The 26,219-nt window shown below is 71.5% G+C and carries 22 protein-coding genes; 10 read left to right on the top strand and 12 right to left on the bottom strand.

Annotation, left to right across the window (positions count from 1 at the left end):
• Positions 1-264: 264 nt before the first annotated feature.
• Entirely contained in the window at positions 265-669 is a 405-nt protein-coding gene (locus IE294_RS42370; protein ID WP_189894706.1) for an ATP-binding protein, read from the bottom strand.
• Between the two features lie 359 nt (positions 670-1,028).
• Here IE294_RS42370 and IE294_RS42365 point away from each other — a divergent pair, with 359 nt between their 5' ends.
• Complete coding sequence (locus IE294_RS42365) at positions 1,029-1,802, top strand: maleylpyruvate isomerase N-terminal domain-containing protein (protein ID WP_189894705.1); 774 nt, start codon at positions 1,029-1,031, stop codon at positions 1,800-1,802.
• A 355-nt stretch (positions 1,803-2,157) separates the two neighbouring features.
• Here the strand turns inward: IE294_RS42365 and IE294_RS42360 are convergent, their stop codons facing one another.
• The 4 genes from IE294_RS42360 to IE294_RS42345 form a co-directional block, all read right to left on the bottom strand.
• On the bottom strand, positions 2,158-3,333 hold the full coding sequence (locus IE294_RS42360) for a PP2C family protein-serine/threonine phosphatase (protein ID WP_189894704.1): 1,176 nt from the start codon (positions 3,331-3,333) through the stop codon (positions 2,158-2,160).
• Positions 3,334-3,561: 228 nt separating this feature from the next.
• Complete coding sequence (locus IE294_RS42355) at positions 3,562-3,882, bottom strand: MerR family transcriptional regulator (protein WP_189894703.1); 321 nt, start codon at positions 3,880-3,882, stop codon at positions 3,562-3,564.
• 439 nt (positions 3,883-4,321) lie between these two features.
• Positions 4,322-4,480, bottom strand: a complete 159-nt coding sequence (locus IE294_RS42350) for a hypothetical protein (RefSeq protein WP_189894702.1) — start codon at positions 4,478-4,480, stop codon at positions 4,322-4,324.
• Between the two features lie 24 nt (positions 4,481-4,504).
• The gene (locus IE294_RS42345; RefSeq protein ID WP_373315946.1) at positions 4,505-5,335 is read right to left on the bottom strand and encodes an RNA polymerase sigma factor SigF; all 831 of its coding nucleotides are present in this window, start codon (positions 5,333-5,335) and stop codon (positions 4,505-4,507) included.
• 315 nt (positions 5,336-5,650) lie between these two features.
• On the opposite strand from IE294_RS42345, the gene IE294_RS42340 reads away from it, so the two are divergent.
• Positions 5,651-6,208, top strand: coding sequence for a hypothetical protein (locus IE294_RS42340; protein WP_189894700.1), 558 nt, complete (start codon positions 5,651-5,653; stop codon positions 6,206-6,208).
• Positions 6,209-6,465: 257 nt separating this feature from the next.
• Here the strand turns inward: IE294_RS42340 and IE294_RS42335 are convergent, their stop codons facing one another.
• The 6 genes from IE294_RS42335 to IE294_RS42310 all read right to left on the bottom strand — a co-directional run bounded on the left by IE294_RS42335 (position 6,466) and on the right by IE294_RS42310 (position 13,998).
• Positions 6,466-6,954, bottom strand: coding sequence for a GNAT family N-acetyltransferase (locus IE294_RS42335; protein ID WP_189894699.1), 489 nt, complete (start codon positions 6,952-6,954; stop codon positions 6,466-6,468).
• A gap of 533 nt (positions 6,955-7,487) precedes the next feature.
• Positions 7,488-8,573, bottom strand: a complete 1,086-nt coding sequence (locus IE294_RS42330; protein WP_229917960.1) for a LolA-like protein — start codon at positions 8,571-8,573, stop codon at positions 7,488-7,490.
• Between the two features lie 177 nt (positions 8,574-8,750).
• A complete protein-coding gene (locus tag IE294_RS42325; RefSeq protein WP_189894697.1) occupies positions 8,751-9,314 on the bottom strand; it encodes a hypothetical protein in 564 nt (187 codons plus the stop codon).
• Between the two features lie 104 nt (positions 9,315-9,418).
• On the bottom strand, positions 9,419-12,328 hold the full coding sequence (locus tag IE294_RS42320) for a M48 family metallopeptidase (RefSeq protein WP_189894696.1): 2,910 nt from the start codon (positions 12,326-12,328) through the stop codon (positions 9,419-9,421).
• On the bottom strand, positions 12,328-12,885 hold the full coding sequence (locus tag IE294_RS42315) for a hypothetical protein (protein WP_189894695.1): 558 nt from the start codon (positions 12,883-12,885) through the stop codon (positions 12,328-12,330). The genes IE294_RS42320 and IE294_RS42315 overlap by 1 nt, the downstream gene beginning before the upstream one ends.
• 153 nt (positions 12,886-13,038) lie before the next feature.
• Positions 13,039-13,998, bottom strand: coding sequence for a cation diffusion facilitator family transporter (locus IE294_RS42310; protein WP_189894694.1), 960 nt, complete (start codon positions 13,996-13,998; stop codon positions 13,039-13,041).
• A 579-nt stretch (positions 13,999-14,577) separates the two neighbouring features.
• Between IE294_RS42310 and IE294_RS42305 the strand changes: the two genes are divergently transcribed.
• From IE294_RS42305 to IE294_RS42295, 3 genes are all read left to right on the top strand, one after another.
• A complete protein-coding gene (locus IE294_RS42305; RefSeq protein ID WP_189894693.1) occupies positions 14,578-15,549 on the top strand; it encodes an alpha/beta hydrolase in 972 nt (323 codons plus the stop codon).
• A gap of 140 nt (positions 15,550-15,689) precedes the next feature.
• Positions 15,690-16,040, top strand: a complete 351-nt coding sequence (locus IE294_RS42300) for a UBP-type zinc finger domain-containing protein (protein ID WP_189894692.1) — start codon at positions 15,690-15,692, stop codon at positions 16,038-16,040.
• A 76-nt stretch (positions 16,041-16,116) separates the two neighbouring features.
• Entirely contained in the window at positions 16,117-18,603 is a 2,487-nt protein-coding gene (locus IE294_RS42295) for an ATP-dependent Clp protease ATP-binding subunit (RefSeq protein WP_189894691.1), read from the top strand.
• Between the two features lie 175 nt (positions 18,604-18,778).
• On the opposite strand, the gene IE294_RS42290 is transcribed toward IE294_RS42295, so the two are convergent.
• On the bottom strand, positions 18,779-19,780 hold the full coding sequence (locus IE294_RS42290; RefSeq protein WP_189894690.1) for an AraC-like ligand-binding domain-containing protein: 1,002 nt from the start codon (positions 19,778-19,780) through the stop codon (positions 18,779-18,781).
• Between the two features lie 502 nt (positions 19,781-20,282).
• Between IE294_RS42290 and IE294_RS42285 the strand changes: the two genes are divergently transcribed.
• The 5 genes from IE294_RS42285 to IE294_RS42265 all read left to right on the top strand — a co-directional run bounded on the left by IE294_RS42285 (position 20,283) and on the right by IE294_RS42265 (position 26,057).
• Complete coding sequence (locus IE294_RS42285; protein WP_189894689.1) at positions 20,283-22,607, top strand: ATP-binding protein; 2,325 nt, start codon at positions 20,283-20,285, stop codon at positions 22,605-22,607.
• Positions 22,608-22,641: 34 nt separating this feature from the next.
• On the top strand, positions 22,642-24,036 hold the full coding sequence (locus tag IE294_RS42280) for an XRE family transcriptional regulator (protein ID WP_189894688.1): 1,395 nt from the start codon (positions 22,642-22,644) through the stop codon (positions 24,034-24,036).
• An 87-nt stretch (positions 24,037-24,123) separates the two neighbouring features.
• The gene (locus IE294_RS42275; RefSeq protein ID WP_189894687.1) at positions 24,124-24,609 is read left to right on the top strand and encodes a DUF1269 domain-containing protein; all 486 of its coding nucleotides are present in this window, start codon (positions 24,124-24,126) and stop codon (positions 24,607-24,609) included.
• Between the two features lie 201 nt (positions 24,610-24,810).
• Entirely contained in the window at positions 24,811-25,077 is a 267-nt protein-coding gene (locus IE294_RS42270; protein WP_229917958.1) for a WhiB family transcriptional regulator, read from the top strand.
• Positions 25,078-25,181: 104 nt separating this feature from the next.
• Positions 25,182-26,057, top strand: a complete 876-nt coding sequence (locus tag IE294_RS42265; RefSeq protein WP_189894685.1) for an alpha/beta fold hydrolase — start codon at positions 25,182-25,184, stop codon at positions 26,055-26,057.
• The last annotated feature ends 162 nt before the right edge of the window (positions 26,058-26,219 follow it).

Here is a 26,219-nt window from a genome sequence, read left to right as displayed (position 1 = left end):
CGCGCCCACCGCCGCAAACCCCTCATCATCCCCGTCATCATCGACGCCTGAGCCACAGCCCGGCAGCGCTGTCCCGCTCCGGCCGTGGGACCGCAGGCATCGAGGTCTGCGTGGGACGGGGCGGGCGGCGACCGGCCAAGGGATCGTTCGGCTGTCCGCCGTCGTGGACCTCGCAGACGATCCGGTCGCTCTCGGCCCGGATCCGCGGCGTGCCCGAGCCGGCGCCGCGGACGACGCCGTCGGTGGTCAGCTCCGCCACCGCGCTCAGGAGTCGAGGCTGAGTTCGGCCCAGACCGTCTTGCCGGGGTGACGCGGGGTGACGCCCCAGCGTCGGGCGAGTCGGTCGAGGAGTTGCATGCCAAAACCGCCGGGCTCGGTGTTCGCAGTGGCGCGTTTGCGGGGCCAGCGGTCGCTGGAATCGCTGACGGCTATGCGCAGCCACCGCCCGTTCCAGGTGAGCTGGATCAGGGGCGGGCCGGAGCCGTGGCGGATGGCATTGGTGATCAGTTCCGAGACGAGCAGTTCGGCGGTCTGGATCATCCGATGCTGGCGCAGCGGGCCGCCGAAACCGTCCACGCAGTCGCGGACCCAGTGCCGGGCGGCCGTGATGCTCGCCGTGACTGCGGGGAAGCGCGTCTCGCAGGATGGGATGGTCGATTCGCCGTTCACGAGGTTCCTCCAGCGCGGGTGGCTGTGGGCCGCCGCCGACCGGTGCTCTGCGCAGCCGGTGGGAGCCATGTGCCGGGTTACCCATGCCTGCCCGGTGAACCATCTGTGTCTGCCGGGTGCCCGGCAGATCCCGCGAAGGCCATCCGCCGGGACTTCGACAGCGCCGGCGCGTGCTGGGTGAGTGAGAGCACCAGCTCTTCGCTGACATCGGTCAGGGGTGCGGATTGCTGGGAGTGACCTCGTAGGGCGAGCAGCCAAGTTCCAGGACGGCTTCGGTGCCGGCGCTCCCCCCGGCCGTCGACGCGTTCGTCCGACGAATTCACTACCCGGCGGCCGGAGCGCCGTGATACACAGCCGAGGTGCAAAACACTGTGGAGTTCCCCGAGGTCCTGCGGCTGATCGAAGACCGCTCGGCCGCGTTCCGCGCCGCGATCGCGTCCGCCCCCGACCTTGACGTCCCGGTCCCGACCTGCCCGGACTGGACGCTGCGCGAACTGGCGCAGCACCTCGGCGACGGCCGCCGCCGCCAGGCCGCCATCGTCGCGGCGGGCCCCGGCGCCGAGCCCCCGGCGAGGACGGACCCGAAGGGCGCCCCGACCGCGCCCCGCGACCGCGAAGCCCTGGATGCCTGGCTCGCCGAGTCGACCGAGCTCATGCTCGACGCGATGCGCGAGGCCGGCCCGGACCGCGGCTGCTGGACCTGGTGGGGCCGCTCGCAGGCCCCGGAGACCAGCGGAGCCGTGGCCCGGCACCAGATCCAGGAGATCGCCGTCCACACCTACGACGCCCAGCTCACCCAGGGGGCCGCACAGCCGCTGCCGACGGACGTCGCGGTCGAGGGCGTCGACGAGTTCCTCACGACCGTCTCGGCGACGACCGTCCCCTGGCCGTTCAAGCCGGCGACCATCGACCTGCACACGACCGAGGGCCGCTCCTGGCGCCTGACCCTCGACGCCGACGGCGTCCGCTGCGACGACCTCGCCGCCGACGCGGAGCCGGGCGACATGGCGATGCGAGGCGCAGCGAGCGAACTGGTCCTCTACTTCTACGAGCGCGTCCCGCTCGACGGCCTGGAGACCACCGGCGACACCGAGCCGATGGAGCAGCTCGCAGACTGGGACCCGAACGCGTAGAACGCGCACGTGTGACGTACCCGGCGGCCCTGACGGAAGGCTCCGGTAGAGCGACTGACACCGAGCCTCGCCGAAGGCACGGACGGGCGGCGCGGCGGGCGACGGCCGCCGCGCGGGAAGACCCGCAGGCAGCGGAACGGCCCGGAGCTCTCAGTACAGTGGTCATTCGCGACCCGGCGCTGTCGAGTGGCTTGCCGGAGTCGGCAAGACATCCGGCGTGAGATGCGCTGTCGGGGCCAGTGACGACAGACGCTGGGACGGCCGACACCGCAGGGCCGGCGACCGCCACCTGGATGAACGCCCTGCGGGCCGCCCGTCCCCCGCCAACCGTAGTGATTGATCGGCGGACTGGGCTCTACCCGTCGTCGCGCTGCGGACCATGCCAGTCCAGGACGAGGACGGTGGCGTCGTCCCTGAGGTTTCCCCGACAGGCATCCAGCACCGCGCTGGTCAGGCTGCGCACGGCCTCCCTGGGGTGTGAGGCGCGGGTGTCCCACATGAGGGATGCCAGGTCGACGGCTCCGGCGCCGCGTTCCTGCATGCCGTCAGTGAGCAGGACCAGACGGTCGCCGGGGAGGAGCTGGAGTTGCTGGACACGGTAGGGGGCGGGGGCCGCCACGCCGAAGGGGAGGTTGGCCGCGAGCTGGACCTCTTCGACCTCGGTGGCGCCTTTGCGCAGGCGCAGCGGCCGGGGATGCCCGGCGTTGACCAGTTCGCAGGTCCCCGTCGCGAGGCTGATGCACAGCAATTGACCGGTGGCCAGGCCACGGCTGTGGGTCAGCAAGGCGTCATGGGCGCGTTGGGCCTGCTGGAGCGCGTCACAACCGCTGCGGCGGGCGCCGCGCAGAGCGCCGACCAGAAGCGTGGCGAGCAGCGCGGAGTGGGTGTCGTGCCCCATGGCGTCGGTGATGGACAGGTGCAGTGTGTCGCGGTCGAGCGTGTAGTCGTATGTGTCCCCGCCGATGTCGTCGGCCGGCACCAGCCCCGCGGCGAGGGTGAACTGGGGAGCCTCGCAGCAGGAGGCCGAGGGAAGCAGTTGGTGCTGGATCTCGGCGGCCAGGCTGGTCCGGGTGGTGCGCCGGCCCGCGTGATACCGGTCGGTGAAGCGGCGGTCGGTGACGATGATGTAGGCCAGTGCGTGCGCCGCGTCCCCGATCTGGGCGAGCACGGTGTCGTCGGCGTTCTGCAACGTCGCCTCCAGCAGACCGATGCAGTCGCCGCGGTTGGTCACCGGTGAGATCACACGCCGCCCGCCCAGGCCGTCCGGTTCCACGTGCTGGCGCTGGCTGCGCAGGACGGCGTCGTAGACGCTGCCCTCCAGGTCGATCCGCTCGGCAGCGCCCCCGTCATCGTCGGCCTGTGTGACCAGGCGCAGCAGCCGATGACCCACGAGGTCGACGAACAGGAAGGACACGCGCTCCGCCCCGAAACGCTTGCGCAAGTCGTTCGCGACTACCTCGACGGACTCCCCCGGCGGTGCCGCCTCCGCGGCGGCCAGAAGCTGCCCCAGTTCCAGATCCCCGCCACCCATGGCAACCTCCTGTCCGTTGCCGCTCCTTCTTCCCCGGGTTCGCCCGTCTTCACCCGGTGCATCCATCGCGCCCGCTCGCGGTCTTCTTCTCCGTCGGGATCTGGTGGACGCGTCGAGCCCGGGTGGGCTGCGCGACGGCGGTGGGTTTCTCGGCCGCCTCGTCCGCCTGGGGGACATCGGTCGCCCCGGGTTCAGGTGTTCCGGTCAAGCCGATCTCGTCGGCTGAGGCTAGCTGCCTTCGGCGCGCAGTTGCTCGTTGATCCGCTGGGCCTCTGCGAGCTGGTCTTCGAGGATGACGATGCGGCAGGCGGCGTCTATGGCGGTGCCCTGGTCGACGAGTTCGCGGGCGCGGGCGGCGATGCGCAGTTGGTAACGGGAGTAGCGGCGATGTCCGCCCTCGGAGCGCAGCGGGGTGATCAGGCGGTGTTCGCCGAGGGCTCGGAGGAAGGCGGGTGTGGTGCCGAGCATCTCGGCGGCCCGGCCCATGGTGTAGGCGGGGTAGTCGTCATCGTCGAGAGGGGCGACGGGACGGGAACCGGCAGGCGGCATAGACCTCTTCTTTCGGGGACGCGTCGGGGGGCCCGGGTGCCAGTACCGGCACCCGGGCCCCGAGCTTTCAACACCATCTACCGGCGCACTGCGCCGGCCTTCTTGTTCCGCAGGGGCCGCCTGGGAGGGCGGGGCTGCGGGGATCGCGGATGCGTGACCGGGGACCACCTTCCAATCCGGGGTCTTGCGGTACCCGGGCGGACTGCTTCCTCGCCCGGGCGATCCTGATGGCGTTCTGCTCCTTACCTCTCGATTGCGCGGATACCGCGGGTGCTGCTCACGGCCCCGCTGGGGCCGTGTCCTTCTGGTCTACCTGCACAGCAGTTCATGCCTGCTGTGCCCACTTCGACTTCTGGGTACGTGGACAACGTTAATCCTGCAACGCCGGAATGTCTACTGCCGCCATGACAGTTTTTCTCTACGGAGTACACCTGGGCTTCTACTGCATGCACTCCAGGAGGAGGGCCACTCGCATGGCGGTCCCCTTCTTCCGGCACAGCGGTCCTCTGGTGATCAGCGAACGGTCACCCATGTTCGTGAACACCTCGGGGCCGGGGTGCCTGATGCGGCTGATGCCCGCCACGGCCGTGGCGGGCATCAGCGGAGCGCGGACAGCAGGCTGTCAGCCGGTGGTGAGCAGGCCCTCGCGCAGGCGGGCGAGGCAGCGGGACAGGAGTCGGGAGACGTGCATCTGGGAGACGCCGAGGCGTTCGCCGATCTGGGCCTGGGTGAGCTCCTCCACGAACCGCATGTGGATGATCTGCCGGTCCCGCTCATCCAGGTCGGCGATCAGCGGGGCCAGGGAGTGGAAGTCCTCCACCAGCTCCAGCGCGGTGTCCTCGACGCCGATGAAGTCCTGGAGGACGCTCTCCCCGTCCTCGCTGCCGCCGATCGTGGCGTCCAGGGAGGAGGAGTTGTAGCCGTTGGAAGCCAGGCGGGCCTCGCGGACCTCGTCCTCGGACAGGCTCATCAGCTCCGACAGTTCCTTGACCGTCGGCGCGCGACCCAGCCGGCTGCGCAGTTCCTCGGTGGCCCGGGCGAGCTGGACGCGGGCCTCCTGGAGCCGCCGGGGTACGTGCACGGCCCAGGTGGTGTCCCGGAAGAACCGCTTGATCTCCCCGACGACGTAGGGGATGGCGAAGGAGGTGAACTCCACCTCGCGGGAGAGCTCGAACCGGTCGATCGCCTTGATCAGGCCGATCATCCCGACCTGGACGATGTCCTCCATCTCCTCCGGTCCACGGCTGCGGAAGCGGCCTGCCGCGTAGCGGACCAGGGACATGTTCATCTCGATCAGCGTGTTGCGGGCGTAGCTGTACTCGTGGGTGCCCTCCTCCAGCACTGCCAGCTGCTCGAAGAACAAGCGGGAGAGTTCCCGGGCGTCCTTGGGTGCCACCCGTGAAGGGTCGGCGACTTCGGGCAGCTCGGTGATCTGCGTGTCCAACCTGCTCATGAGCGCCATGGGGTCCCCTCCTGGTTCGAACTCGTTCCACGGCCCGCCGCGAAACGGCCGACGACGCTCCGGTTACCCCCTCACCTTCCACCCATGCCTGGCACCGCACGATCGAGGGCAGGCATGAGCTGGGACGTCTCCCCTCCGAGAGGCCACAGAGCCGGCTGACCGCGGCTGAAGAACGGCCTGCAGCGGCGCAGGGCCGGGTGCGGGGCAAAGAGAGTTGGACCCCGCCGTCGCCACACGGCATAGGCGGTGTGGCAACGGGAAACTCGGGTCTGGCACTCCTTGACAGACCGACGGAGGGAGCTCGACATGAACCAGATCGAGGAGAGTTCATCCGGTCTTCCTCAGCCGTTGCGGGCCATCGGCTCCGGACTGCGCCGCTTGCCCGGAACAGAGCAGGTGAGCAGGGTCGCCGACAGTGCACTGGACTGGATCGGAGTCGTTTCTCCACGTGGCCGCCGAGTGGCGGTCTACGCCGGAGCCGGGGTGCTCGGCTTCGCCGGAGTGGTGGAATGGCCCGTGGCCCTCACCGGGGCGGCCGTCGCCTGGCTGACCCAGCCACGCCCCCGGCAAAGCGAACGCCCGCCGGGTGACCTGGCGAAGGACGGCATGCGGTCCGCCGTGGCCGACACCGGCACCACGCCCAGGGAAACCACCGACCCGGAGTCCTACGGTGCGGGCGACAGGCTGGCACCCTCCCATTTCCACCAGGACCGCCCCGCAGATCACCCGCACGAGCAACCGGCCAAGGTGGGCGACCCCACCACGGCGTCCGCGCTCAAGCAGGTCGCAAGGGCCTCCTCGCATCATGCCGCACCACACCCGTCCCAGGACGCTCCCAAGAGCCCGCCTGACACAGGAGTGTGAGCGAAGGTGTGTGCTCCTTCACCAGTTCCGGAGGTCTCACAGCACACCGACACAAACCATCCGTCACTGCGCTGGAATGCGCCGGGAGACGGCCTTCGGGACAACGGAACCAGGAGCGGCAACGGCGCCGGCTCCGAGTGTCCGGGGCCGACCGCGGCCGGCGCCCCCGGACGTATGCGCTCCATGAGGAAGCGGGCATGGCCGAGGAGGGAGTCGGCGGGAGGGACCGCCGGTGCCGTGCGAACCGGCACGGCGCATCATTCCGAAGGGATGCGGAACTCGAATTCGGGACGGTCCCACGGTACGGCGGGCGGGTTCGCGAGCGCGGTCCCGGTCCGCACCGCACCGGTGCGGTGGTAGAAGTCCTCGGCGGGAAGATGCGCCACGACCTTGACACGGTCGAGCCCGGCGGCACGGGCCTCGGACTGCATGTGCGCGACGAGCAGCCGTCCGATACCCCGTCCTTGCGCTTCGTCGGCGACGAACAGCAGGTCGAGCTCCGGTGGGGCGAGGACGAGCGAGTAGAACCCGAGGACCCGGCCTCCATGCTCGGCGTCGCCGACGGCCACGAAGGCGCGGTGGGCCTCGATGTAATCAGGGCCGACCCGGTAGCCCGCGACCGCGGCTGCGTACTTACCCTGGTAGGCGCCTGAGCCACGCACGAGCCGCGTGAGCCGTTTGGCGTCCCGCGCAACGGCCCTCCGTATCGTGATCGGCTGGCTGATCGGGGAAGTGCGTGAACCCATCGGGAGAGTATGTCGCACCGGGGTGTGCCGTCGTACGGCGGGTCGGCTGCTCGGGCCGGATGTCCGCACCGCTCCCCGGAACCGCCTGCCCAGGCCCCGATCGACCAGGTCACCGCCGCCCCGCACCGGCCGCCCGCCGACGGCAACTCAGACGCCTGAACCGCTGCGGAGGGCCGGGGAACGGGGTGGCCGACCGCTGCTTCCCCTGGGCCTGCCGCGGTGAGGGCCGGCCTGTGCAGGACGACTCCGGGCCGGCCTCGTGAGCCGCGTCAGGAGACGCTGGACTTCGCCCAGCAAGCGGATGCGGCCTGGCTGATCGCCCCAAGTCGCTGCGTCGTGTGTGGCGCATCTGCCGTACCGCGGGCGCCGGCGTTGTCACCCACCTGTTCGAAGATCCCCGCCAGGCCGCACCCGCGGGGCTTCTTGTCGAGTGCCGCTCGTTTCGTGGGGTCGGTGGTCCACCGACAGGTCCGGCGCCTGGATCACGCCCATGCTGCGCCGTCCCCGTCGGTCAGGGCCGCTGGTGTCCACGGTCAGGCGGGCGGCGGCAGGTCGGGGAGGGCCGCGACCTTCTTGCTGTGGTCTGCCGCCAGGCGTACCAGGCGTTTGTACTCCGCTTCGGTCAGTGCGACGTCGGACGTGTGGATCTGGCTGTGGTACTGGCCACTGCTCGGCCCGCCGACCGGGACCGAGGGGCCGGTGGCGGTGCACGACAGGTCGGTCGACTTGCCCGGCTTGATCAGGACGGCGCCCGAGCAGTCCTTACCGACATGCACGGGTGCCCCGTCCCGGTCAATGGTCCACGCGTAGTTCACCTGGACGGCTTCGGAGGCTTCGGCGTCCGCGGTGGAACCGAGGAAGGTGACGGTCACCCGGGCTTTGAAGATGCACAGGGTCGGAGCGCATTTGCCCTCGTAGTCGCGCAGGGTCTGGAGGGTCACGCTGATGCGCGGATTGACCGCTTCGCGCGCCATGGTGAACTTCGACGGGAAGTCGGCGGAGAACTGGTTCACCTCCTTCCGTGACATCGCCTGGATATCGATCACGGCCGATCCGCCGGGGAAACCGATGCGGTCGACGAACCGGGCGCCGCCCACCATTTCCTTGCCCAGGCATATGGTCATGCCGTCGGCATGGAAAGGGGTGCAGGAGTGATCGCCGACGGTGACGGGGTCGCCGACGGTGATCTTCTCGTCGGGGACCTTCTTGAGCAGCAGGGTTTTCGCCAGTTCCGGAGGTGCCAGGGTCGTGGCGAGGTCTTGGGAGAAGAACACCCCCGGTACCACCAGTGAGGGGTGTTCCGCGAGCACTGCGGACTTCTCAGCCATGCCGAGCGACTGCCACGCTTTGGTGTTTCCCCGCAGGAACGACTTGCCGTCGATGGCCACGTATTCGAGTGGGGGACTGCCGGGCATCGTCAACGTGCCCAGCGCGTCACCGGGATTGCTGACGACCAGGTCCAGCCGGGCGTTGCCGTGCTCCTTGACCTTTATGGTGCCGGTGTAGTGCAGAGCCGGGGCGTCGCGCAACAGTGCCGCGGAGCGGGCCAATTCGGAGCGTGGAGAGGAAGAAGAGCCGTCCGGCCCGGTGTCGGTGGCTTTGATGATCCACAGGAGCACCGCGACGAGGACGGCGAGGACGCCCAGTGCGATGAGCACGGCACGCCGCCGTGAGCGGCGGCGCGGGGGTAAGCCGTCGCCGGCGTTCTCGTCGCGTCCGCCGTCGTCCTCGCCTGTGGCGGGAAGGGGCGGCTCTTCCGGCGGGACGGGCCGTGCGAGGTCGTCAGTCATCTTCCCTCACCCGGTTTTCCCGCTGCGCGGGGTGAGGCAGGTGACGGGAACGATCGTGGGATAGGTGTAGGACCTCTCCGCCACGACCTTGCCGTCGATGGTGATGCGGCAGGTGGTGGTGCCGGTTCCCGCGATGTCCTTGCGGTCGGGGATGGCCCCGGTCTCGCAGGAGTCGCCCCCGGTCGCCCGGCCCAGGCAGCCGGTCCCGTTGGCCGACAAGTGAACCCACGGGTCCTTGCCCTCCACGGTGAGCGTGACCTTCCACGGCGATTCCGCCGACAGGTCGCCCTCGCCCTTCTTCCCGATGGTGGTGATGCCCTGTGGTCCGGTGGCCGTACCGAAGTAGTTGATGGCTATCGGCCGGCCGTAATCGGAGGTGGCCTCCAGTACGACGGTGTGGTGCTCGACCGATTCCTTGTTCTTGCCGCTACCGCTCTTGTCGCCGTTCTTGTCGCTGCCGCATGCCGTCAGCGCGAGCGCTCCGCTCAGGACGATGAGCGCGATCCGTCCGGACAGGCCCGGTAATTGCCGCCTACGCCTTCGGGCGGCATCCCCCTCGACAATCGCCATGGGGCGACTGTAGCGGCGATCGCCGGGAGCGACCGCAATTCCGCGTAATTGCCACGCACCTGCCACCGCGGTCGGCAACCCCTCACGGGCCGCACACGGGTCGTTCACGGAGTTTCGGTTCTGGGCCGGATCGCGCCCGTCTCGGCGAGCCAATAGAGCATCGCGTCCGCCGAGTCGACCGCGTCCTGGTGCGCGGTGCCGGCAGCCCGGGCGGTCGCGGAACCCGGTCGTGCGGCGAGATTCCGGCATGCGGTGGCCAACGTCTGGTAGCGGGTCAGCAGGCGTGACCACACCTGTTGTCCCGTCGCATCGGGCACGGTGAAGTAGGCGCCGGCCCGCTTCGTCGCCCGGGTCAGCCCCTCGCACGCCGTGCGCAGCTTGCCCATCGCCTCGACGAACTCCGCGTCCGAGGCGGAGTGCGCCCCTGCCACGAACGCGGTGGTGTAGGCACGCTCCGCCGCGGAGAGCGCGTTGATGCGGTCCAGGCCCCCGACCGCTGCCCACGCCTGGCCCTGAACCCGCGCCATCGACGCCGAGGGAGCCTGGGTCGACTGATCCAGCATCAGCTCCGGCGGCCGGGAGGACCGGGCGGTCGAGCCGGGCGTCTGGACGGTGAGGGCCGTCGCGCCGAACCCGGCGACGGCGACCGCGACGGCCGCCAGGCGGGCGCCGCGCTGCCACACCCGGCGAAGCGGCCGTTCCGTGGTGGGCCGCGCTGTCGGGTGCTGCCCGCTCCGGCCGGCCCGCCGCCACAGGACCCGGGCGCTGCGGCCCGCGAAGGCGGACAGGCCGGCCACCGGCGTTCCCAGGGCCAGCGCGTAGGCCAGTTCCGTCCTCACCAGGGGCCACGCCACCTGGTTCGGCCACCATCTGCACGTGTCGGTCATGGTGTTGAGCGGACCGAGGCAGCCGTCCGTCCGCATCAGGAGATAGGCGGCCCCCGCGCCCAGCAGAGCGGTGACACCCGCCGCGACCAGCCCGGCCAGCAGCCATGCCGAGTCCGTCGCCGCGGCGACGACGGCGGCGGTCAGGGCCATCGCACCGCAGATCACGAGAACCGGCCACATCAAGTGCACCAGTTGGAACGGCCCCGTCATGCGCACGGCCGACGGGTCCGGCGTGTGCATGTGGGCCAGCGCCATGGCCAGCCCGGCCCAGCAGACGAGCCCGCCCGCCAGCCCGGCGGCCAGGTGCCGCCCCAGCGCCGAAGGGGGTGGGGGGAGCGGCGCGACCGTCTCCGGCCAGGCTTTGGCCAGCCATGTCGGGCGGCGCAGCGGCGGGCGGGTCGCCCGTACGAGCAGCGGGAGTGCCCAGAGCAGCACACCAGCCCACCACAGGCTCTCGGCGGAGGCGTCGGTGCCGGGAAGGACGCCCACCACCGCAACGGTTTCCAGCAGCGGGCCGATGTGCGCGGGCGGCAGCCCGGGCAGGCCGTACGAGCCCAGGAGTCCGGCCGTCGTGTACGGCCAGCCGTCGGTCAGGACCTCGCCCTGGACGTACCACCAGTACAGCAGTGAGGCGAGCGCGAGCGAGGGCACCGCCAGGCCCGCGACCATGGCCGGGCCCAACGACCTTCCCCGCCAGGCCCTGATGCACCACTCGGCGTGCTGCACGGTCCACGTCATCACCAGGACCAGCGCGGCCACGAGGATCAGCAGTGCCTCGGGATGCGCCGGCAGCCAGTGGTTCCCGGCGGCTCTCGGACCGGTCAACTCGCCCACCACGGTGCCGGAGCCGAGCCACAGACCGACGAGCCGGCCCGACGGGGTCGGCCGCCCCGTGAGGAGGGCGTACAGCACGGCACGCCACAGCGCGACGCCGCCGATACCCACGACCAGTCCCGCGACGAGCACCGCTTTGGCCGGAAGGGCACCGTACGGCAGGCTCCCGAGGTGCCACACGAGGATGTCGGCCGAGAGGCCGGTGAGGAACAGGGGCAGCGCCTCCAGCGCGAACAGTGCCTTCGGGTCGGTCAGCGACGTCCGGCGCAGCGCCCAGGACGGGTGCGTGTGCCAGAGTTCGGCGAACCTGGCGAACAGTCTCGGCCACATACCGGAGCGCTGTGCGGTGGGGACCTCCCAGGGTTCCCGGCTCGCGCCCCAGCGCGCCGCCATGAGGTCGGCGTAGATCTCACGGTTGCGCAGGATCCCGGCGCGCGTGAGGTGGACCGCCACCACGATCAGGCCGCCGAGGACCAGGCTGTGCGTGTTGAACGGGGCGAACAGGCTCCGGCCGTCCGGGGTGCCGGCGAAGAGGAGGACGTCCAGGCCCGTCGCCGCCCATGGAAGCAGGATCAGTACGAGGAACACCCGCCACAGGGCGATGGTGGCGTAGGTGACACCGATGTCCCCGTTGCGCAGGTGCGCGAGTTCGTGCAGCACCACGGCGCGGAACCGGTCGCGATGCGGGTCGCTCGTGACCACCAGACCGACGTCCAGACAGACCGTGGGTCTGCGCCGGCGGCCGAACGCGACGGCGCCGGCCGTCAGTGCCGCCGGGTCGACGACGAAGCGGGGCGGGCGGGTGAGTCCGGCGACGGCCGTCAGTTCGTCGAGCAGTGGCCGCAGCGCGCCGTGCACGTCCATCGCGTCCAGGGGCACGACCTTGGAGCGGCGCGTCCGCCACACCGGCAGCAGCCAGTACACGGCGACGGCCGTGGCGAGCGCCACCGCCCCCACGGCGAGCGACACCCCGGTGAAGTCCTGGCTGTACCGCGCCGTGCATTCCTCCAGCGCGGACGCGTTGCGGGTGTACTGGACGTAGCTCGCGCTGAAGGACACGCCGGGGTCGATGCCCGCCGCCAGCCGGCAAGCCGCCTCCTTGTCGGCCAACGCGGACGATGCGAGGACGTGCCGGACGGTCCTGGGGACCATGCTCGCGCCGGCCGCCGACAACAGCAGCACGAGCAGGGCGAAACGCAGTGTCGTGCCGGCCGCGAGAACCCGCTCGTCGAGCGGGGCCGAGGCGGGCCGCTCCCCCGCCTCGGGAGCGGCACCGGGGGGTAAGCCGGCCATCAGGCCTCGACGTCGGCCGCGCCGGCCGGATCGGTACGGCCGTCCGGTCCGGCCGGCTCCGGCCCGGCGTCCTCCGGCTCGGCCAGCACCAGCCGGGTCACCACCGCGTCGGCGATCATCGACGCACGTTCCTCCTCCAGACCACGCTGCGCGGCCGTCCTCAGCACCGACTCCCGTACCAGGGCCAGCTGTTCACGGCTCAGCGGCGGAACCGTCACGGCTTCGACCGGCCGGCGGAAGAGCTTGCGCAGCGCGGATCTCGCCCTGTCGACCCCGCTGTCCACCGCGGTACCCACGAGCTGCTGCGCAGCCTGGTGCAGCGCCAGCCACACCACCGGAGTCACCAGTGCGGCGACCTCGCCGAGGCCGAAGCCCAGCGTGTCGCCGCGCCGGCTCCGGCCGCCCAGCCGCCGTACGACCGTGGCGTCGTCGAACCCGGCCACCCCCGCCACCAGCGGCAGTTCCTCCGGGGCCACCTCGGCCACCACGTCGCGGACCACGTCGCGGACCCGCGGCCCGTCCGTCCGGCCGCCGGGCCGAGCTGCTTCGACACCCATGACACCCCCGCGATCCGTTCCGGTGAACCCAGGCCACCGCACCGGCCCTCACCCTGGCCGAACGGACCCCCACGGGGCAAGCCCGACGCCATCGCCGCGCCGGCGGGAGAGGGGAACACAAGCCACAGGCCGGTGCGCCTCAGGGCTGGAGGCTCATCCTCTCCCCACGGCTTGCCCGAGACCGGGTGTCGGATCCAGGTACAGCCGTCTGATCACCGGGAACGACTCCCGCAGTCGCGCTTCCGCACGTTCACAGGCCCCTACGATGTCGGCCGCCGTGGCCGTGCCCCGGAAGTCGACCTTGGCGGCGACCAGGGCCTCGCGCGGGCCCTGCACGAGGGTCGTCAACTCCAGTACGGCTTCGATGTGTTCCACGTGAAGCAACTCGACGCGTATCCGCTCCCGCACGTCACGCGGGAGCGCACGCCCGATGAGGAACTCGGCGTTGGAGCGGCCGAGCACGCAGGCGACGTACAGCAGCAGCGCGCCGATGCACAGGGAGGCGATGCCGTCCCAGACGCCGGAGCCGGTCAGCTGTCCGCCGAGCAGTCCGACGGCGGCGAGCAGCAGGCCCATCAGGGCGGTGGAGTCCTCCAGGACGACGGCCTTGACGGCGGTGTCGGGGGTGCGGCGCAGGAAGCGCCCGAAGGGCACTTTGACGCGGGCCGCCTCCCCGCGGGCCTGCTTGAGGCCGGTGCGCAGCGAGTAGCCCTCCAGGAGGAAGGCGACGACCAGGACGACGTAGGAGACCAGGGGGTCGCCGGGGTCCTCGCCGTCGATCAGGGTGTGGATGCCGTCGTAGAGGGAGAAGACGGCGCCGCCGACGAAGGTGGCGACGGCGGCGAGCAGTGCCCAGATCCAGCGTTCGGGGCCGTGGCCGAGGGGGTGCTCGTCGTCGGCGGGGCGGGCGCTGCGCTTGAGGGAGGTCAGCAGCAGCACCTCGGTGACGGTGTCGGCGACCGAGTGCGCGGCCTCCGACAGCATCGCGCTGGAGCCGCTGATCAGGCCGGCGACGACCTTGGCCAGGGCGATGCAGAGATTGGCGAGGGCGGCGACCACGACCGTGAAGAGGCTCTCGCCGTTCCCTGCCGCTGTGTGTACGGGTTCAGACATGACCTCGGGGTGTCCTGTGCGCGGTGAACGGAAGCGCGAGCAGGGAGCCCGCGGTGGAGGGGTCGGCGCCCTGTCGCGGCGGTGCCGGCCGGGAACCCACCCCTGAGCGCGCTCACCGGCGGGCCGGCGATGCGCGGGACGACCGTGTCGACGTCCGCCTCCAGGGGTGGTGCGCGGCGGGCCGCGGGCATCCGAGCTCCCTCCGCGCCGGCTTGCGGTCGGCGGGACGCACTGCCACGGGTTCAGTGCGTCTCCGCGGCGAACGCTAGGCGCACGACCGCCGGGGACTTGCCGATCCGTGCACGGCCAGGGCACCGAGAGCGCACGGCTGTGGCCGGATGCCGCACCGGCCGTACGTACGTACGGATCTACGGCCGGTGCGGGGCGCCCCTGGTACCGGCCTTCGCCCGGCCCGCCTGCCCGCCTCGTTGTGCACGAAGTGGTCAGAGTGCGTGCGCCCGCACGCAAGAGCGGACGTGGCAGCGGCCATACCGTGGCCGCAATCCAGTGGATCCCGCATCCGGTGGGCATGGCCGCGCCGGGACCACCGGCACATCCACGACGTCTCAGGAGTGTGCAATGTCTTACGTGTACGAGCCGGTGCAGCCGGTGCTGGAGCCCGCCGCGGCCGCGTTCGCCGAGGCGACCGCCAACCCGCCGTACCTGGCCGACCTGGGCCCGGTCGAGGGCCGCAAGACGGTCGACGAGGTGCAGTCCGGCGACATCGCCAAGCCCGCGGTGGACGACGAGTGGATCACCGTCGAGGGCGGGCCGACCGGCTCGGTGCGGGCCCGGATCGTCAAGCCGGCCGGGGCCGAGGGCACGCTGCCGGTCATCCTCTACATCCACGGCGCCGGCTGGGTCTTCGGCAACGCCCACACCCACGACCGCCTGGTCCGCGAACTCGCCGTCGGCGCCGACGCGGCCGTGGTCTTCCCCGAGTACGACCTCTCCCCCGAGGCCCGCTACCCGGTCGCCATCGAGCAGAACTACGCGGTCGCCCAGTGGATCGTGAAGGACGGCGCCTCCAAGGGCCTTGACGCGTCCCGCCTCGCCGTGGCCGGTGACTCGGTCGGCGGCAACATGGCCGCGGCGCTGACGCTGATGGCCAAGGAGCGCGGTGACGTCTCCCTGGTGCAGCAGGTGCTGTTCTACCCGGTCACGGACGCGAGCTTCGAGACCGGCTCCTACCACCAGTTCGCGGAGGGCTACTTCCTGCGCCGCGACGGCATGCAGTGGTTCTGGGACCAGTACACCACCGACGAGACCGAGCGCGCCCAGATCACCGCCTCGCCGCTGCGGGCCACCACCGAGCAGCTCGCCGGCCTGCCCCAGGCCCTGGTCATCACCGCCGAGGCGGACGTGCTGCGCGACGAGGGCGAGGCGTACGCGTCCAAGCTGCGCCAGGCCGGCGTCGCCGTCAGCGCCGTCCGCGTCGAAGGCGTCATCCACGACTTCGTGATGCTCAACGCCCTGCGTGAGACCCACGGCGCGGAGCTCGCCATCACCCTGGCGGCCCGTACCCTGCACGCCGCTCTGCGCACCAGCTGACCGCGGGCGGGACGGCACGCGCGGAGCGGGTACCGCCCGCGTGACAAGGCGGTCAGCCGACCGGTTGGCCGCCGTTCGCCGTCCGCCCGGCCGCCGTCCCGGTCCCCTTAGGCCCCCGCCCCACACCCCATGGAGAGACAGTGACGACATCCGACGGCATCTCCCCCGACGTCCCGCCCAGCGGCACCGGCTGCGTGGAGTGCGAAGCCACCGGCGCCTGGTGGTTCCACCTGCGGCGCTGCGCGAGCTGCGGCCACATCGGCTGCTGCGACGACTCCCCCTCCAAGCACGCCACCGCCCACGCCCGGACGAGCGGCCACCCGGTCATCCAGAGCTTCGAACCCGGCGAGGAGTGGTTCTGGGACTACGACACGTCGACCTTGTACGAGACGGGACCGCGGCTCGCGCCGCCGCACAGCCACCCGGCCGACCAGCCCGTTCCCGGACCCGCGGGACGGGTGCCGGCCGACTGGGCCGACCAGTTGGGCTGACCGGGCCCGCCACCGCCACCGCACGTTCCCTTCACCGCCACCGCATGAGGTACATCGCATCCTGAAAGGCCCTGCCGTGACCACACCTGGTTTCAGTTCCGGACCCAGCCCGTTCGAGAGTTTCGACAGCCTGGTGGCCCGCTTCTTCGGCGGCCCCGCCGCGCAGACCCGGTCGGCGTGGCAGGTCGACGTGGGCACGCGGCTCTCGGAGCGCGGCCGTGAACTGATGGCCCGCGCCCGCGTCATCGCCTCCGCCGACGGCAGCGAGCAGGTCGACACCCGGCACCTCCTCGCCGCGGCCGTCGAGCACGACTCGACCCGGCGTCTCCTCATCGAGGCCGGCGCGGAGCCCGACCGCATCAAGGCGCGACTCGACGTGGGCGCGCAGGGCCGGCCCCGTACCGAACCCACCACCCTCACCCCCGCGGCCAAGCGCGCCCTGCTGGACGCCTACCGGATCTCCCGCGCCGAGGGCTCGACCTACATCGGGCCCGAGCACCTGCTGCGCGCCCTGGCCGCCGACGCCCGGTCGGCGGCGGGACGCGCGTTGGCGGAGAGCGGCCTGGAGAGCGGCCGGCTGCCCGCCGGGGACGCCACCACCGGCCGGCGGCGCCCGTCGAGCACCCCCACGGTCGACGAGTACGGCCGGGACCTCACCGAAGACGCCCGTGCCGGGCGCCTCGACCCCGTGATCGGACGGGACGAGGAGGTGCAGCAGACCATCGAGGTCCTGTCCCGGCGGGGCAAGAACAACCCCGTGCTGATCGGCGATCCCGGGGTGGGCAAGACCGCCGTTGTCGAGGGCATCGCCCAGCGCATCGTGTCCGGCGAGGTGCCGAAGACCCTCGCGGGCAAGCGGCTGGTCTCGCTGGACCTGGCCGGGATGGTGGCCGGCACCAAGTACCGCGGCGAGTTCGAGGAGCGGTTGAAGAAGGTGCTCGACGAGGTCCGCGAGCACGACGACCTCGTGCTGTTCCTGGACGAGTTGCACACCGTCGTCGGCGCGGGCGGCGGGGGCGACGGCGCGCTGGACGCGGGCAACATACTCAAGCCCGCGCTGGCCCGCGGTGAAGTGCGCCTGGTGGGTGCCACCACCGTGGACGAGTACCGCAGGCACATCGAGAAGGACGCCGCCCTGGAGCGCCGCTTCGCCCCCATCCTGGTCGGGGAGCCGTCCGTCGACGACACGGTGGAGATCCTGCGCGGGCTGCGCGACCGCTACGAGGCCCACCACCAGGTCCGCATCACCGACGAGGCGGTCGTCGCGGCGGCGGAGCTGTCCGACCGCTACCTCACCTTCCGGTTCCTGCCCGACAAGGCCATCGACCTGATGGACCAGGCCGCGGCGCGGGTACGGCTGCGGACGAACACCGCGCTCACCGACACCCGGGAGACGGAGGGCCGCCTCGCGGCGCTGGTCCGGGAGAGGGACCAGGCGGTCGCGCACGAGGAGTACGAGCGCGCCATGGAGCTCCGGGAGCGGATCAAGGAGACCGAGGCGGAGCTGAACGCGGCGGCTCCGGACGAAGAACAGGCGCCGGCCGTCTCCGCCGAGGACATCGCCCAGGTCGTCTCCCGGGCCACCGGTATCCCGGTCGCCCAGCTCACGGAGGAGGAGCGCGCCCGCCTGGTGAGGCTGGAGGAGCACCTCCACGAGCGCGTCGTCGGGCAGGAGGAGGCCATCGGCGCCGTCGCCCGGGCGGTGCGCCGTGCCCGCGCCGGCATGAGCGACCCGAACCGGCCGGTGGGCTCCTTCCTCTTCCTAGGCCCGACCGGCGTGGGCAAGACCGAGCTGGCCCGTGCCCTGGCCGCCGCCCTGTTCGGGGACGAGGGCCGCATGATCCGGCTGGACATGAGCGAGTTCCAGGAGCGGCACACCGTCTCCCGGCTGGTCGGCGCCCCGCCCGGGTACGTCGGACACGACGAGGCGGGTCAGCTCACGGAGGCCGTGCGCCGGCAGCCGTACGCGGTGCTGCTGCTCGACGAGGTGGAGAAGGCCCACCCGGACGTGTTCAACACGCTGCTGCAACTGCTCGACGACGGCCGGCTGACCGACGGCCACGGCCGGACGGTCGACTTCAAGAACACCGTCGTCATCATGACGTCCAACCTCGGTGCGGACCGCGTTCTGGCGGCCGGTGTGACGGACTACGCCAAGGTGCGCGAGTCGGTGCTGCCGGTGCTGCGTGAGCACTTCCGGCCGGAGTTCCTCAACCGCGTCGACGAGATCATCGTCTTCCGGGGCCTGGAGCGCGACCAGCTCCGTGAGGTCGTCGACCTGCTGCTGGAGCACACGCGTCGGCGCCTGCACGCCCAGGACGTGACGCTGAGCGTCAGCGACGCCGCCTCCGACCTGCTCGCCGAGCTGGGGTACCAGCCCGCCTTCGGGGCCCGCCCCCTGCGTCGCACCATCCGGACGGAGGTCGACGACCGGCTCGCGGACCTGCTGCTGGCGGGTGAACTGAAGCCCGGCGACGAGGCGCGTGTGGACGCCCTCGACGGCGCGATCACCGTCGGCGTCGGCGCGGCGAAGGCGGACGAGGTCTCCGCCGCCGGGGCCTGAGACAGCCCTCGCACCGGCGACCACGTGAGGGGGCCGGCCGGCGCGCTGGAGTACCGGACCCTGCTCGTCATGCACGGGTGGGCACGGACCGCGGCGCCGGCCGGCGGCAGCGCGCATACCGGGGGTGGTGCCGGGCGATGTCAGCCGGCGCCCGGCCCCGCGGCGAGGAGACCGCTCACGCACCCTTCCGCGTACCGACCCGCTGCGGGGCGTCATCCTGCCAGGCCTGGAGGCGGGCGCTGCGCCACTCGCGGGGCGACAGACCGTAGGCACCGCGGAACGCACGGCTGAAGTGGGTGGGGTTGACGAAGCCCCAGCGCTGGGCAACGGCGGACACGGTGGGCGTGGTGCGACCGCCCCGCGCCAGTTCACGGGCGCACTTCTCAAGCCGGCGCCGCTGTATCAGCCGGCTGACGGTGATGCCCTCGTCCTGGAAGATCCGGTGCAGGTAACGCACCGAGATGTTGTGTGCCCTGGCCACGGACTCGGGCGACAGGGCCGGGTCGCCGAGGTTCTGGTCGATGAACTCGCGGACGCGGGCCACGAGGAAGTTGGCGGTGCCGCCGTCGCCGTGGGCCTGTGCTTCCATCTGTTCGGCCACCAGGGTGGAGAAGAGGTCGACGAGGCTGTTGGCCAGTCCTCCCGAGGCCGAAGGCAGGTACTTGTGCGCGGAGGCCACCACCGTGAGAAGGAACGGCTTCAGGACCGCGGCGCATCCCCGGCCCGTATCCATGACCGTGCCCATGACGCTGTCCAGCTCGTCGTCCGTGAGAGCGAGCATCCGGCGGGGGATGTACACGACGCGGAGGGAGAAGGGTTCGGGGTTGTCCATGAGGCACGGGCGCGCCGTGCCGTAGACGAAGAGGTCGTCGGGTCCGGCCGTCCCTTCGTGGCCGTTCTGCGCGAGGACCGTCCTGCCGGTCGTCTGGACGCCCACGGCCACGAAGGGCTCCGGGGAGCGCTGGATGTGCGCGGCCGTCCGCCGGACCTGCTGTGCGTCGGCTTCGACGGTGGTCACCCGCAGCCCGCCGATCCTGTCGGTGACGATCCGCCCCCGGAAGCCGGTCTCCTTGTACGGGACGACGTTCACGGGCACCAGCGCACGACCGAGGGCGTCGCGCCAGTAGGCGCCTTTCTGCTCGTCGGGCACCAAGGCCGTCGTCAACACCGGGCTCATCCGGTACTCCTCTCCCACCACATGGCACTGGCGGAGACTGGTGCCTGAACACGGTGCGGGCCGGCGTTCGGGCCGACCGCGGACGTCCCGTCGGCTCCCTCGGCGACGGGCGCCAGGCGACGACCTCGCGGCCTGCGTCCCCGCACCGAACAGCCAAGCGGTCAGCCGCTGCGATCACCAGGCACGAAGGAGGCAGTCCGGACCATTGCGAGCCCCTGGCCGGCCGCCCAGGGAAGAGATCCGGCACCTTGGGCACGCCTCGCCGGACGGGACGACCCAGCCCGGGCCGCTCGTCACCACGTCGCACATGACGCCTCATTGACCGCCTGCGCACAGCTCGTTGCACCAGCGCGAACTCCTGCCGCCTCCCGCCCTTCTCGCACGCGTTTCCCGGACGGCCGAGCCATAGCCTGAACTCGCATCAGCCGGCGCGGGCAAGGGCCGCTTGATGCCACTTCATCTGTTGGAATCGGTCAGCTGACAGTGGCGAGGTGCTTCGAACATGACAGCCGTGGAACCAGTGCGCGCGCAGGAGGAGCCGGCCTTCGGTTCCGTTCTCCGAGAGCTGCGTCTGGCGGCCCCCCTCACCATCGAGGGACTGGCCGAGGCCAGCGGAGTGAGCGTCCGGGGCATCAGCGACCTGGAGCGCGGACACCGTACGACGCCGCGACGGCGCACGCTCGCCGCTCTCGCGCGCGGCCTCGGACTGTCCGGGCCCGGTCTGGAACGCTTCCTGAGGGCGGCCCGTGCCGGGCGCAGTGACGGGTACACCCCGGCCGGTGTCCAGGCCGTACCCCGGGGCATGCCCGACTTCGTCGGCAGGGAGCGGGAGCTGTCCCGGTTCGCCGAACTGGCGGCGCTCATGGCGCGGCGGCGCGCGGGGGACGGCGAGGGCTCCGCGCCCGGCCCGGGCACGGCACCGGTGGTCGTGGCGGTGGCCGGCCCGCCGGGCGTGGGCAAGACGACGCTGGCGCAGGAGGCCGCGCGCCGGCTCGCCGACCGCTTCCCGGACGGCCGGATCGTGGTGGACATGCGGGGACTGGACGAAGAGGCGCCCACGCCGGTGCAGCTCATGCTCGGCGTCCTGCGCGCCCTGCGGGTGACCGACCGCGAGCTGGGGAACGCCGGACCCCAGGGCTACATCCCCCTGTACCGGCAGACGATGGCGCGGCGGCGCTTCGTGCTCGTCCTCGACAACGCGCGGGACGAGGCGCAGGTACGCCCGCTCCTCCCCGGTGCCGGCGAGGGAATGGTGATCGTCACCAGCCGGCGCATGCTCACCGGCCTGGAAGGCGTGCACCGCGTTCCCCTGGACGTCCTGAGCGCGCCCGAAGCCACGGCGCTGCTGACGAGGCTGGGGGGCGACGAGTACGCGGTGACCGCTCCGCGAGAACTGGAGCGGATCGCTGTGCTCTGCGGGCGTCTGCCGCTCGCCCTGCACCTGGCGGGCCACTGGCTGGCCACGCGCGGGACCAGGCCGCGGGCCCGCCTCGCGGACCCGCTGGTGCCGGCCGCGGAACGCTGGGACAGCATGGTCGCGGGAGACCCCCGGGTGTCCGCGGCCTTCGACCTGTCCTACCGGCAGCTGAGTGACGCCGCCGGCCGCATGTTCCGGCGGCTGGCGCTGGTGCCGGGTCCCGACGTCTCTGCCGCCGGAGCGGCTCAGCTGTGCGGACAGCCCCTCTTCGACGCCGAGGACGCCTTGGAGGAACTGGTGGAGGCGGGTCTGCTGGGCGTCGAGCGGGACCGCTACCGCATGCACGACCTACTGCGGATCCACGCGGGGAACAAGCTGAGCGAGGAGGAGGAAGCGGCCGGTGTCGCGCGGGCCAGGGAAGCCCTGCACGACTGGCTGCTCCGGACCGCGGTCGTGGCCGGCCGGTGGTACGAGCCCGGCTACGGGGCGCCGCCGGCCACCTGGGAGGGAGACGTCGACCTGTCCACGGCGGACAAGGCCCGTGCGTGGCTCCAGGAGGAGAGCGTGAACTGGCTGGCCGCGCTGCGCGCCTCGGCGGCCTCCGGGCGGCACGCGCCGGTGGTGGAAGTGGCGGAGTCCCTGCACTGGTTCTCGGACCAGTGGGTCTTCTGGGGCCACTGGTCCGAGGTGTTCGCCGCCTCGGCCGACAGCGCGGAGCGGACCGGCGACCCGGTCCTGCACGCCACCCACCTCAACTACCTGGCCTGGGCCCGCCTGATGTGCGAAGGACGCTACCGGGACAGCCTCACGCTCTCCACCAGGGCCCTCACCGTCGCTCGGCTGGCCGGCGACAGGCGGCAGCAGGCGTGGGCCCACTTCTACCAGGGCTGGGCACACCGCAAGCTCTCCGCATACGGAACGGCGGCCGACCACATGAGCCGGGCGGGCCGCCTCTTCGAGTCGGTGGACGACCTCGAAGGGGGCCTCTCCGCCCGGCACGGGACCGCCCTGATCCTGACGGAGGCCGGCCACGGCACGGAGGCGATCGACGCCTTCCGCCGAGCCCTGGAGTACATCGACGGAGCGAAGGACCGCCTGGAGCCGCACGCCGCCGACTTCGCCCGGATCGGGATCCACGGGGGCATGGCGAGTTGCTACGAGCAACTGGGCAGGTCCGAGGAGGCCGTGTTCCATCTGCGAACAGCCATCACACTCAGCGCCGAGAGCGGCAACACCGGTTTGCAGAGCCGCGATCTGCACCGGCTGGGCGTCATGCTGCTGGACATGGGACGCCCAGCGGACGCCCGGGCCGCCTTCTCCCGCGTCATCGCCCTGGGACCCTCCGCGGACCAGCAGACCGTCCGGGAGGCCGCCGCACGGCTCGAAGCCCTCGACGCCGTCTCCATCTGACCGTGTTGTCGGAAGAACTCTGGGAGCGGCGAGGATGAGTGACGGGATACAGGAGTTCGGCGCACTGCTGCGACGCTTCCGGACGGACCGGCTGCTGACCATGGAGGGCCTCGCCCAGGCGTCGGGGGTGAGTGTCCGGGGCATCGGGGACCTGGAACGGGGCCGGCGCGCCGCCCCGCAGCGGCGCACGGTGGCCGCCCTCGCGGCCGGGCTGCGACTGGACGAGGAGCAGCGCCGTCGCCTCCTGGCCGCCGCGCGGGCCGGCCGTTCCGAGTCAGCGGCTCCCGTGTCGGTGCGTACGTTCCCCCGCGGCATCGACGATTTCGTCGGACGGCGGTACGAGCTGGCCGCACTGGCGGACGCGGCGACGGGCCTCGCCGCGGTTCCCGGAACCGCGGCCGGTGGTCCCCGGCCCACGGTCGTGGCCGTATCGGCTCCGCCCGGCATGGGCAAGACCGCGCTGGCCCTGCGAGCGGCCCGGGTACTGGCGGAACACTTCCCGGACGGCCAGATGGTGATGGACCTGCGGGGCATGGACGAGGATCCGCCCTCGGCGACGGACATCATGCTGAGCGTGCTCAAGGAGTTCCACGTCGCGGACACGGAGATCGCCGAGGCTGGTGCCGCCGGGCGGGCCGCGCTCTACCAGGGCCTCCTCGGCGACCGGCGCTGCCTGCTGGTGTTCGACAATGCCCGCGACGAGTCCCAGATCGCGCCGTTGCTGCCCCGACGGGGCCGGGGCATGTGCGTGGTGACCAGCCGCAAGGTGCTCACCGGCCTTCAGGACGTGCACCGCATGAGTCTGGGAGTGCTGTCCGCCGAGGAAGCCTTCGCCTTTCTCGGCGGGATGATCGGGGAGGAGCGCGCCCGCCGGGAAGCCGCTGCCCTCGGTGAGGTGGCCCTGCGGTGCGGCTACCTGCCCCTGGCTCTGCGGATCGCCGGTAGCTGGCTCGCGACGCGTACCGGCTGGAGCGTGCGCCGCCTGGCCGACCGGCTCGCCGTGGACAAGCGCTGGCTCGACGTCCTGGTGGCCGGGGACCGCAGGGTCTCCGCGGCCTTCGACCTCTCCTACCGGCGACTCACTCCGGATGCCGCCCGGCTGTTCAGACGCCTGTCCGTCGTGCCCGGCCCGGACGCCGACGCGGCCTGCGCCGCGCATCTGCTCGGCCGGGATCCGTCCTCCGCCGAAGGCGTTCTCGGCGAACTCGTCGAGGCCGGACTCCTCGACGTCGTCGGCGATCGCTTCCGGCTGCACGATCTCCTGCGCCTGTACGCGCACAACCGACTGGAGGCCGTGGAGGGGGAGGCCGGAGCCGAACGCGTGCGAGCCGGCCTGTCCCGCCGGCTGCCGGACACGACCACCGCCGCCGGCCGGTGGTTCGCGGCGAGCGGTGGCGTTCCTGCCTCTGCGTGCATCGATGTGTGCTGACACCGCACGCCGGGGCGGCCGGCTCTGTGGGAACGCCTCGGGCGGATCTTTACTGGTACGCACAGCCGCGAACGGAAGGGTTCATCGATGGCCACGCTGACGGTCTGGAAATTCGACACGCCGGAAAGTGCGGAGCAGGTGGAGCAGACACTGCTCGGCTTGCAGAAGCAGGAACTGATCACCGTGGTGGACGCCGCCACCGTCAGTTGGCCCGAGAAGGCGAAGAAGCCCAAGACCAAGCAACTGACCGATCTGGTCGGGGCGGGTGCCCTGTCCGGCTCCTTCTGGGGGCTGCTCTTCGGCCTCATCTTCCTGATGCCGCTGCTCGGCGCCGCCGTGGGGGCCGCCGCCGGCGCCCTGGGCGGCAAACTGACCGACGTGGGCATCGACGACGACTTCATCGAGTCGGTGAAGGCACAAGTGACCCGCGGCACGTCCGCGCTGTTCCTGCTGACCCAGGACGAGGTACTCGACCGGGTGAAGGAGGCGTTCCCCACGGAGCACGCCGAACTCATCCGCTCGAACCTCGACCGGGACCAGGAAGCCCGCCTGCGCGAGGTCTTCGAGGGCTGATCCGCACCGAGGGGCCGTTCGACGCCATGCCGGGTCGAACGGCCCCTCCTGTGTGCGGGCGGCCGGTCCTCCACAGGCAAGAACCGGGGCGTCGACAAGCAAGAGAAGCACGAATCCCGTATTTAGGCTGCACGACAGTAGGGGAGCCGGTCCTTTCCGGGCAGCTCAGTACGCCTGCGTCGTCGAAAGATGGTGAGAAACGTGAAATCCACCACCAAGCCGCTGTTGCGGGTCTGGGAGTGGCAGGCCGAAGCCGCTTGCCGAGGCATGAAGAGTTCGATGTTCTTCTCCCCGGCGGGCGAGCGCGGAAGTGCCCGCAAACGCAGGGAAGCGCGCGCCATCGCCGTCTGCCGCAGCTGCCCGGTGCAATCCGACTGCCGGTCCTTCGCCGAGAACTCCCGGCAGCCGTACGGCGTCTGGGGCGGTGCCACCGAACGACAGCGCCGCGGCGCCCATACCGGCGACTGATCAGGGCACGGAAGCGCACAACGGCGTGCGCTGTCGGACAAGGCGCGTTGCGAGAACCGGCACAGGGTGGGCAGTGATTGTTCCTCCGACCTTAGCGAGTCGACATGACAGCCACCCCGGAGATCACCCACCACACCAAGGTGCTCAACGGCATCAACCAGCACTGGGTCAGCGCCGGCCAGGGTCCGCCCGTCTACCTGCTGCACGGATTCCCGGAGACGTGGTACGGCTGGCGGAAGCAGATCCCGGTCCTCGCCGAGAAGTACACCGTCATCGCGCCCGACCTGCGCGGGTACGGGGACACCGAGAAGCCGGCGTCCGGCTATGACAAGCGCACGATGGCACGGGACGTCCTCGCGCTGATGGACCACCTCGGCCACGAGAAGATCGCGCTGGTCGGCCACGACCGGGGCGCGCGGGTGGGCACGCGCTTCGCCAAGGACCACCGGGAGCGCATCGACCGGTTCGTCGCGATGGACAACATCCCGACCCGGGTGATCGCCGACACCTACGACGTGGCCATGGCACGGCAGGGGTACTGGTTCTTCACCTTCCTCCAGGTGCCGGACCTGCCCGAAGCGCTGATCGCCGGCAAGGAGGAGACCTGGCTGACGCACTTCTACCGCGGCTGGTCCTACGACCCGGAGATGCTGACGCCCGAGGAGATCGCCGTCTACGTCCGCGCCTACCAGCAGCCCGGTGCGGTCCGCGGGTCGTGCATGGACTACCGCGCGGCCCCCGAGGACGTCGCCCAGGACCGCGAGGACGAGGACCAGCCCATCGACTGCCCGGTTCTGACCATCTGGGGCGAGGACTTCAGCGCCGTCGGCCAGGCCTACGACGTGCTGGACGTCTGGAAGGGCATGGCCCGTGACGTCCGCGGGGTCCCGATCCCCCAGTGCGGTCACCTCTGCCAGGAGGAGAAGCCGGAGGTGGTCAACGCGGAACTGCTGGCCTTCCTGGACGGCTGGAGCGGCTGAGCACGCGGACCGCGGCACTCCACGGCAGCCACGGCAATCACCGGGGCGCGCGGAGCACACTCCCGCCTCGCCCTGGTCCCCATATGAACCTCACCTTTAAGCGAGAGAATCGAGTCCGGTCATGTCCCGTTCCCCCAAGCCGACCGTCGTCCTGGTCCACGG

Source organism: Streptomyces canarius (assembly GCF_014650735.1).
Taxonomy (GTDB): domain Bacteria; phylum Actinomycetota; class Actinomycetes; order Streptomycetales; family Streptomycetaceae; genus Streptomyces; species Streptomyces olivaceoviridis.
Note: the sequence above shows the minus strand (reverse complement) of the source record. Positions and strands in the feature narration are given on the sequence as shown.

What these genes read in the sequence shown, in the direction of transcription:
- IE294_RS42345 (WP_373315946.1), bottom strand. Translation starts at nt 5,335, where the DNA reads ATGAGCAGGTTGGACACGCAGATCACCGAGCTGCCCGAAGTCGCCGAC.
- IE294_RS42325 (WP_189894697.1), bottom strand. Translation starts at nt 9,314, where the DNA reads ATGGCGATTGTCGAGGGGGATGCCGCCCGAAGGCGTAGGCGGCAATTA.
- IE294_RS42290 (WP_189894690.1), bottom strand. Translation starts at nt 19,780, where the DNA reads ATGAGCCCGGTGTTGACGACGGCCTTGGTGCCCGACGAGCAGAAAGGC.
- IE294_RS42285 (WP_189894689.1), top strand. Translation starts at nt 20,283, where the DNA reads ATGACAGCCGTGGAACCAGTGCGCGCGCAGGAGGAGCCGGCCTTCGGT.
- IE294_RS42335 (WP_189894699.1), bottom strand. Translation starts at nt 6,954, where the DNA reads ATGGGTTCACGCACTTCCCCGATCAGCCAGCCGATCACGATACGGAGG.
- IE294_RS42275 (WP_189894687.1), top strand. Translation starts at nt 24,124, where the DNA reads ATGGCCACGCTGACGGTCTGGAAATTCGACACGCCGGAAAGTGCGGAG.
- IE294_RS42355 (WP_189894703.1), bottom strand. Translation starts at nt 3,882, where the DNA reads ATGCCGCCTGCCGGTTCCCGTCCCGTCGCCCCTCTCGACGATGACGAC.
- IE294_RS42305 (WP_189894693.1), top strand. Translation starts at nt 14,578, where the DNA reads ATGTCTTACGTGTACGAGCCGGTGCAGCCGGTGCTGGAGCCCGCCGCG.
- IE294_RS42265 (WP_189894685.1), top strand. Translation starts at nt 25,182, where the DNA reads ATGACAGCCACCCCGGAGATCACCCACCACACCAAGGTGCTCAACGGC.
- IE294_RS42360 (WP_189894704.1), bottom strand. Translation starts at nt 3,333, where the DNA reads ATGGGTGGCGGGGATCTGGAACTGGGGCAGCTTCTGGCCGCCGCGGAG.
- IE294_RS42320 (WP_189894696.1), bottom strand. Translation starts at nt 12,328, where the DNA reads ATGGCCGGCTTACCCCCCGGTGCCGCTCCCGAGGCGGGGGAGCGGCCC.
- IE294_RS42350 (WP_189894702.1), bottom strand. Translation starts at nt 4,480, where the DNA reads ATGCCCGCCACGGCCGTGGCGGGCATCAGCCGCATCAGGCACCCCGGC.
- IE294_RS42310 (WP_189894694.1), bottom strand. Translation starts at nt 13,998, where the DNA reads ATGTCTGAACCCGTACACACAGCGGCAGGGAACGGCGAGAGCCTCTTC.
- IE294_RS42280 (WP_189894688.1), top strand. Translation starts at nt 22,642, where the DNA reads ATGAGTGACGGGATACAGGAGTTCGGCGCACTGCTGCGACGCTTCCGG.
- IE294_RS42315 (WP_189894695.1), bottom strand. Translation starts at nt 12,885, where the DNA reads ATGGGTGTCGAAGCAGCTCGGCCCGGCGGCCGGACGGACGGGCCGCGG.
- IE294_RS42340 (WP_189894700.1), top strand. Translation starts at nt 5,651, where the DNA reads ATGAACCAGATCGAGGAGAGTTCATCCGGTCTTCCTCAGCCGTTGCGG.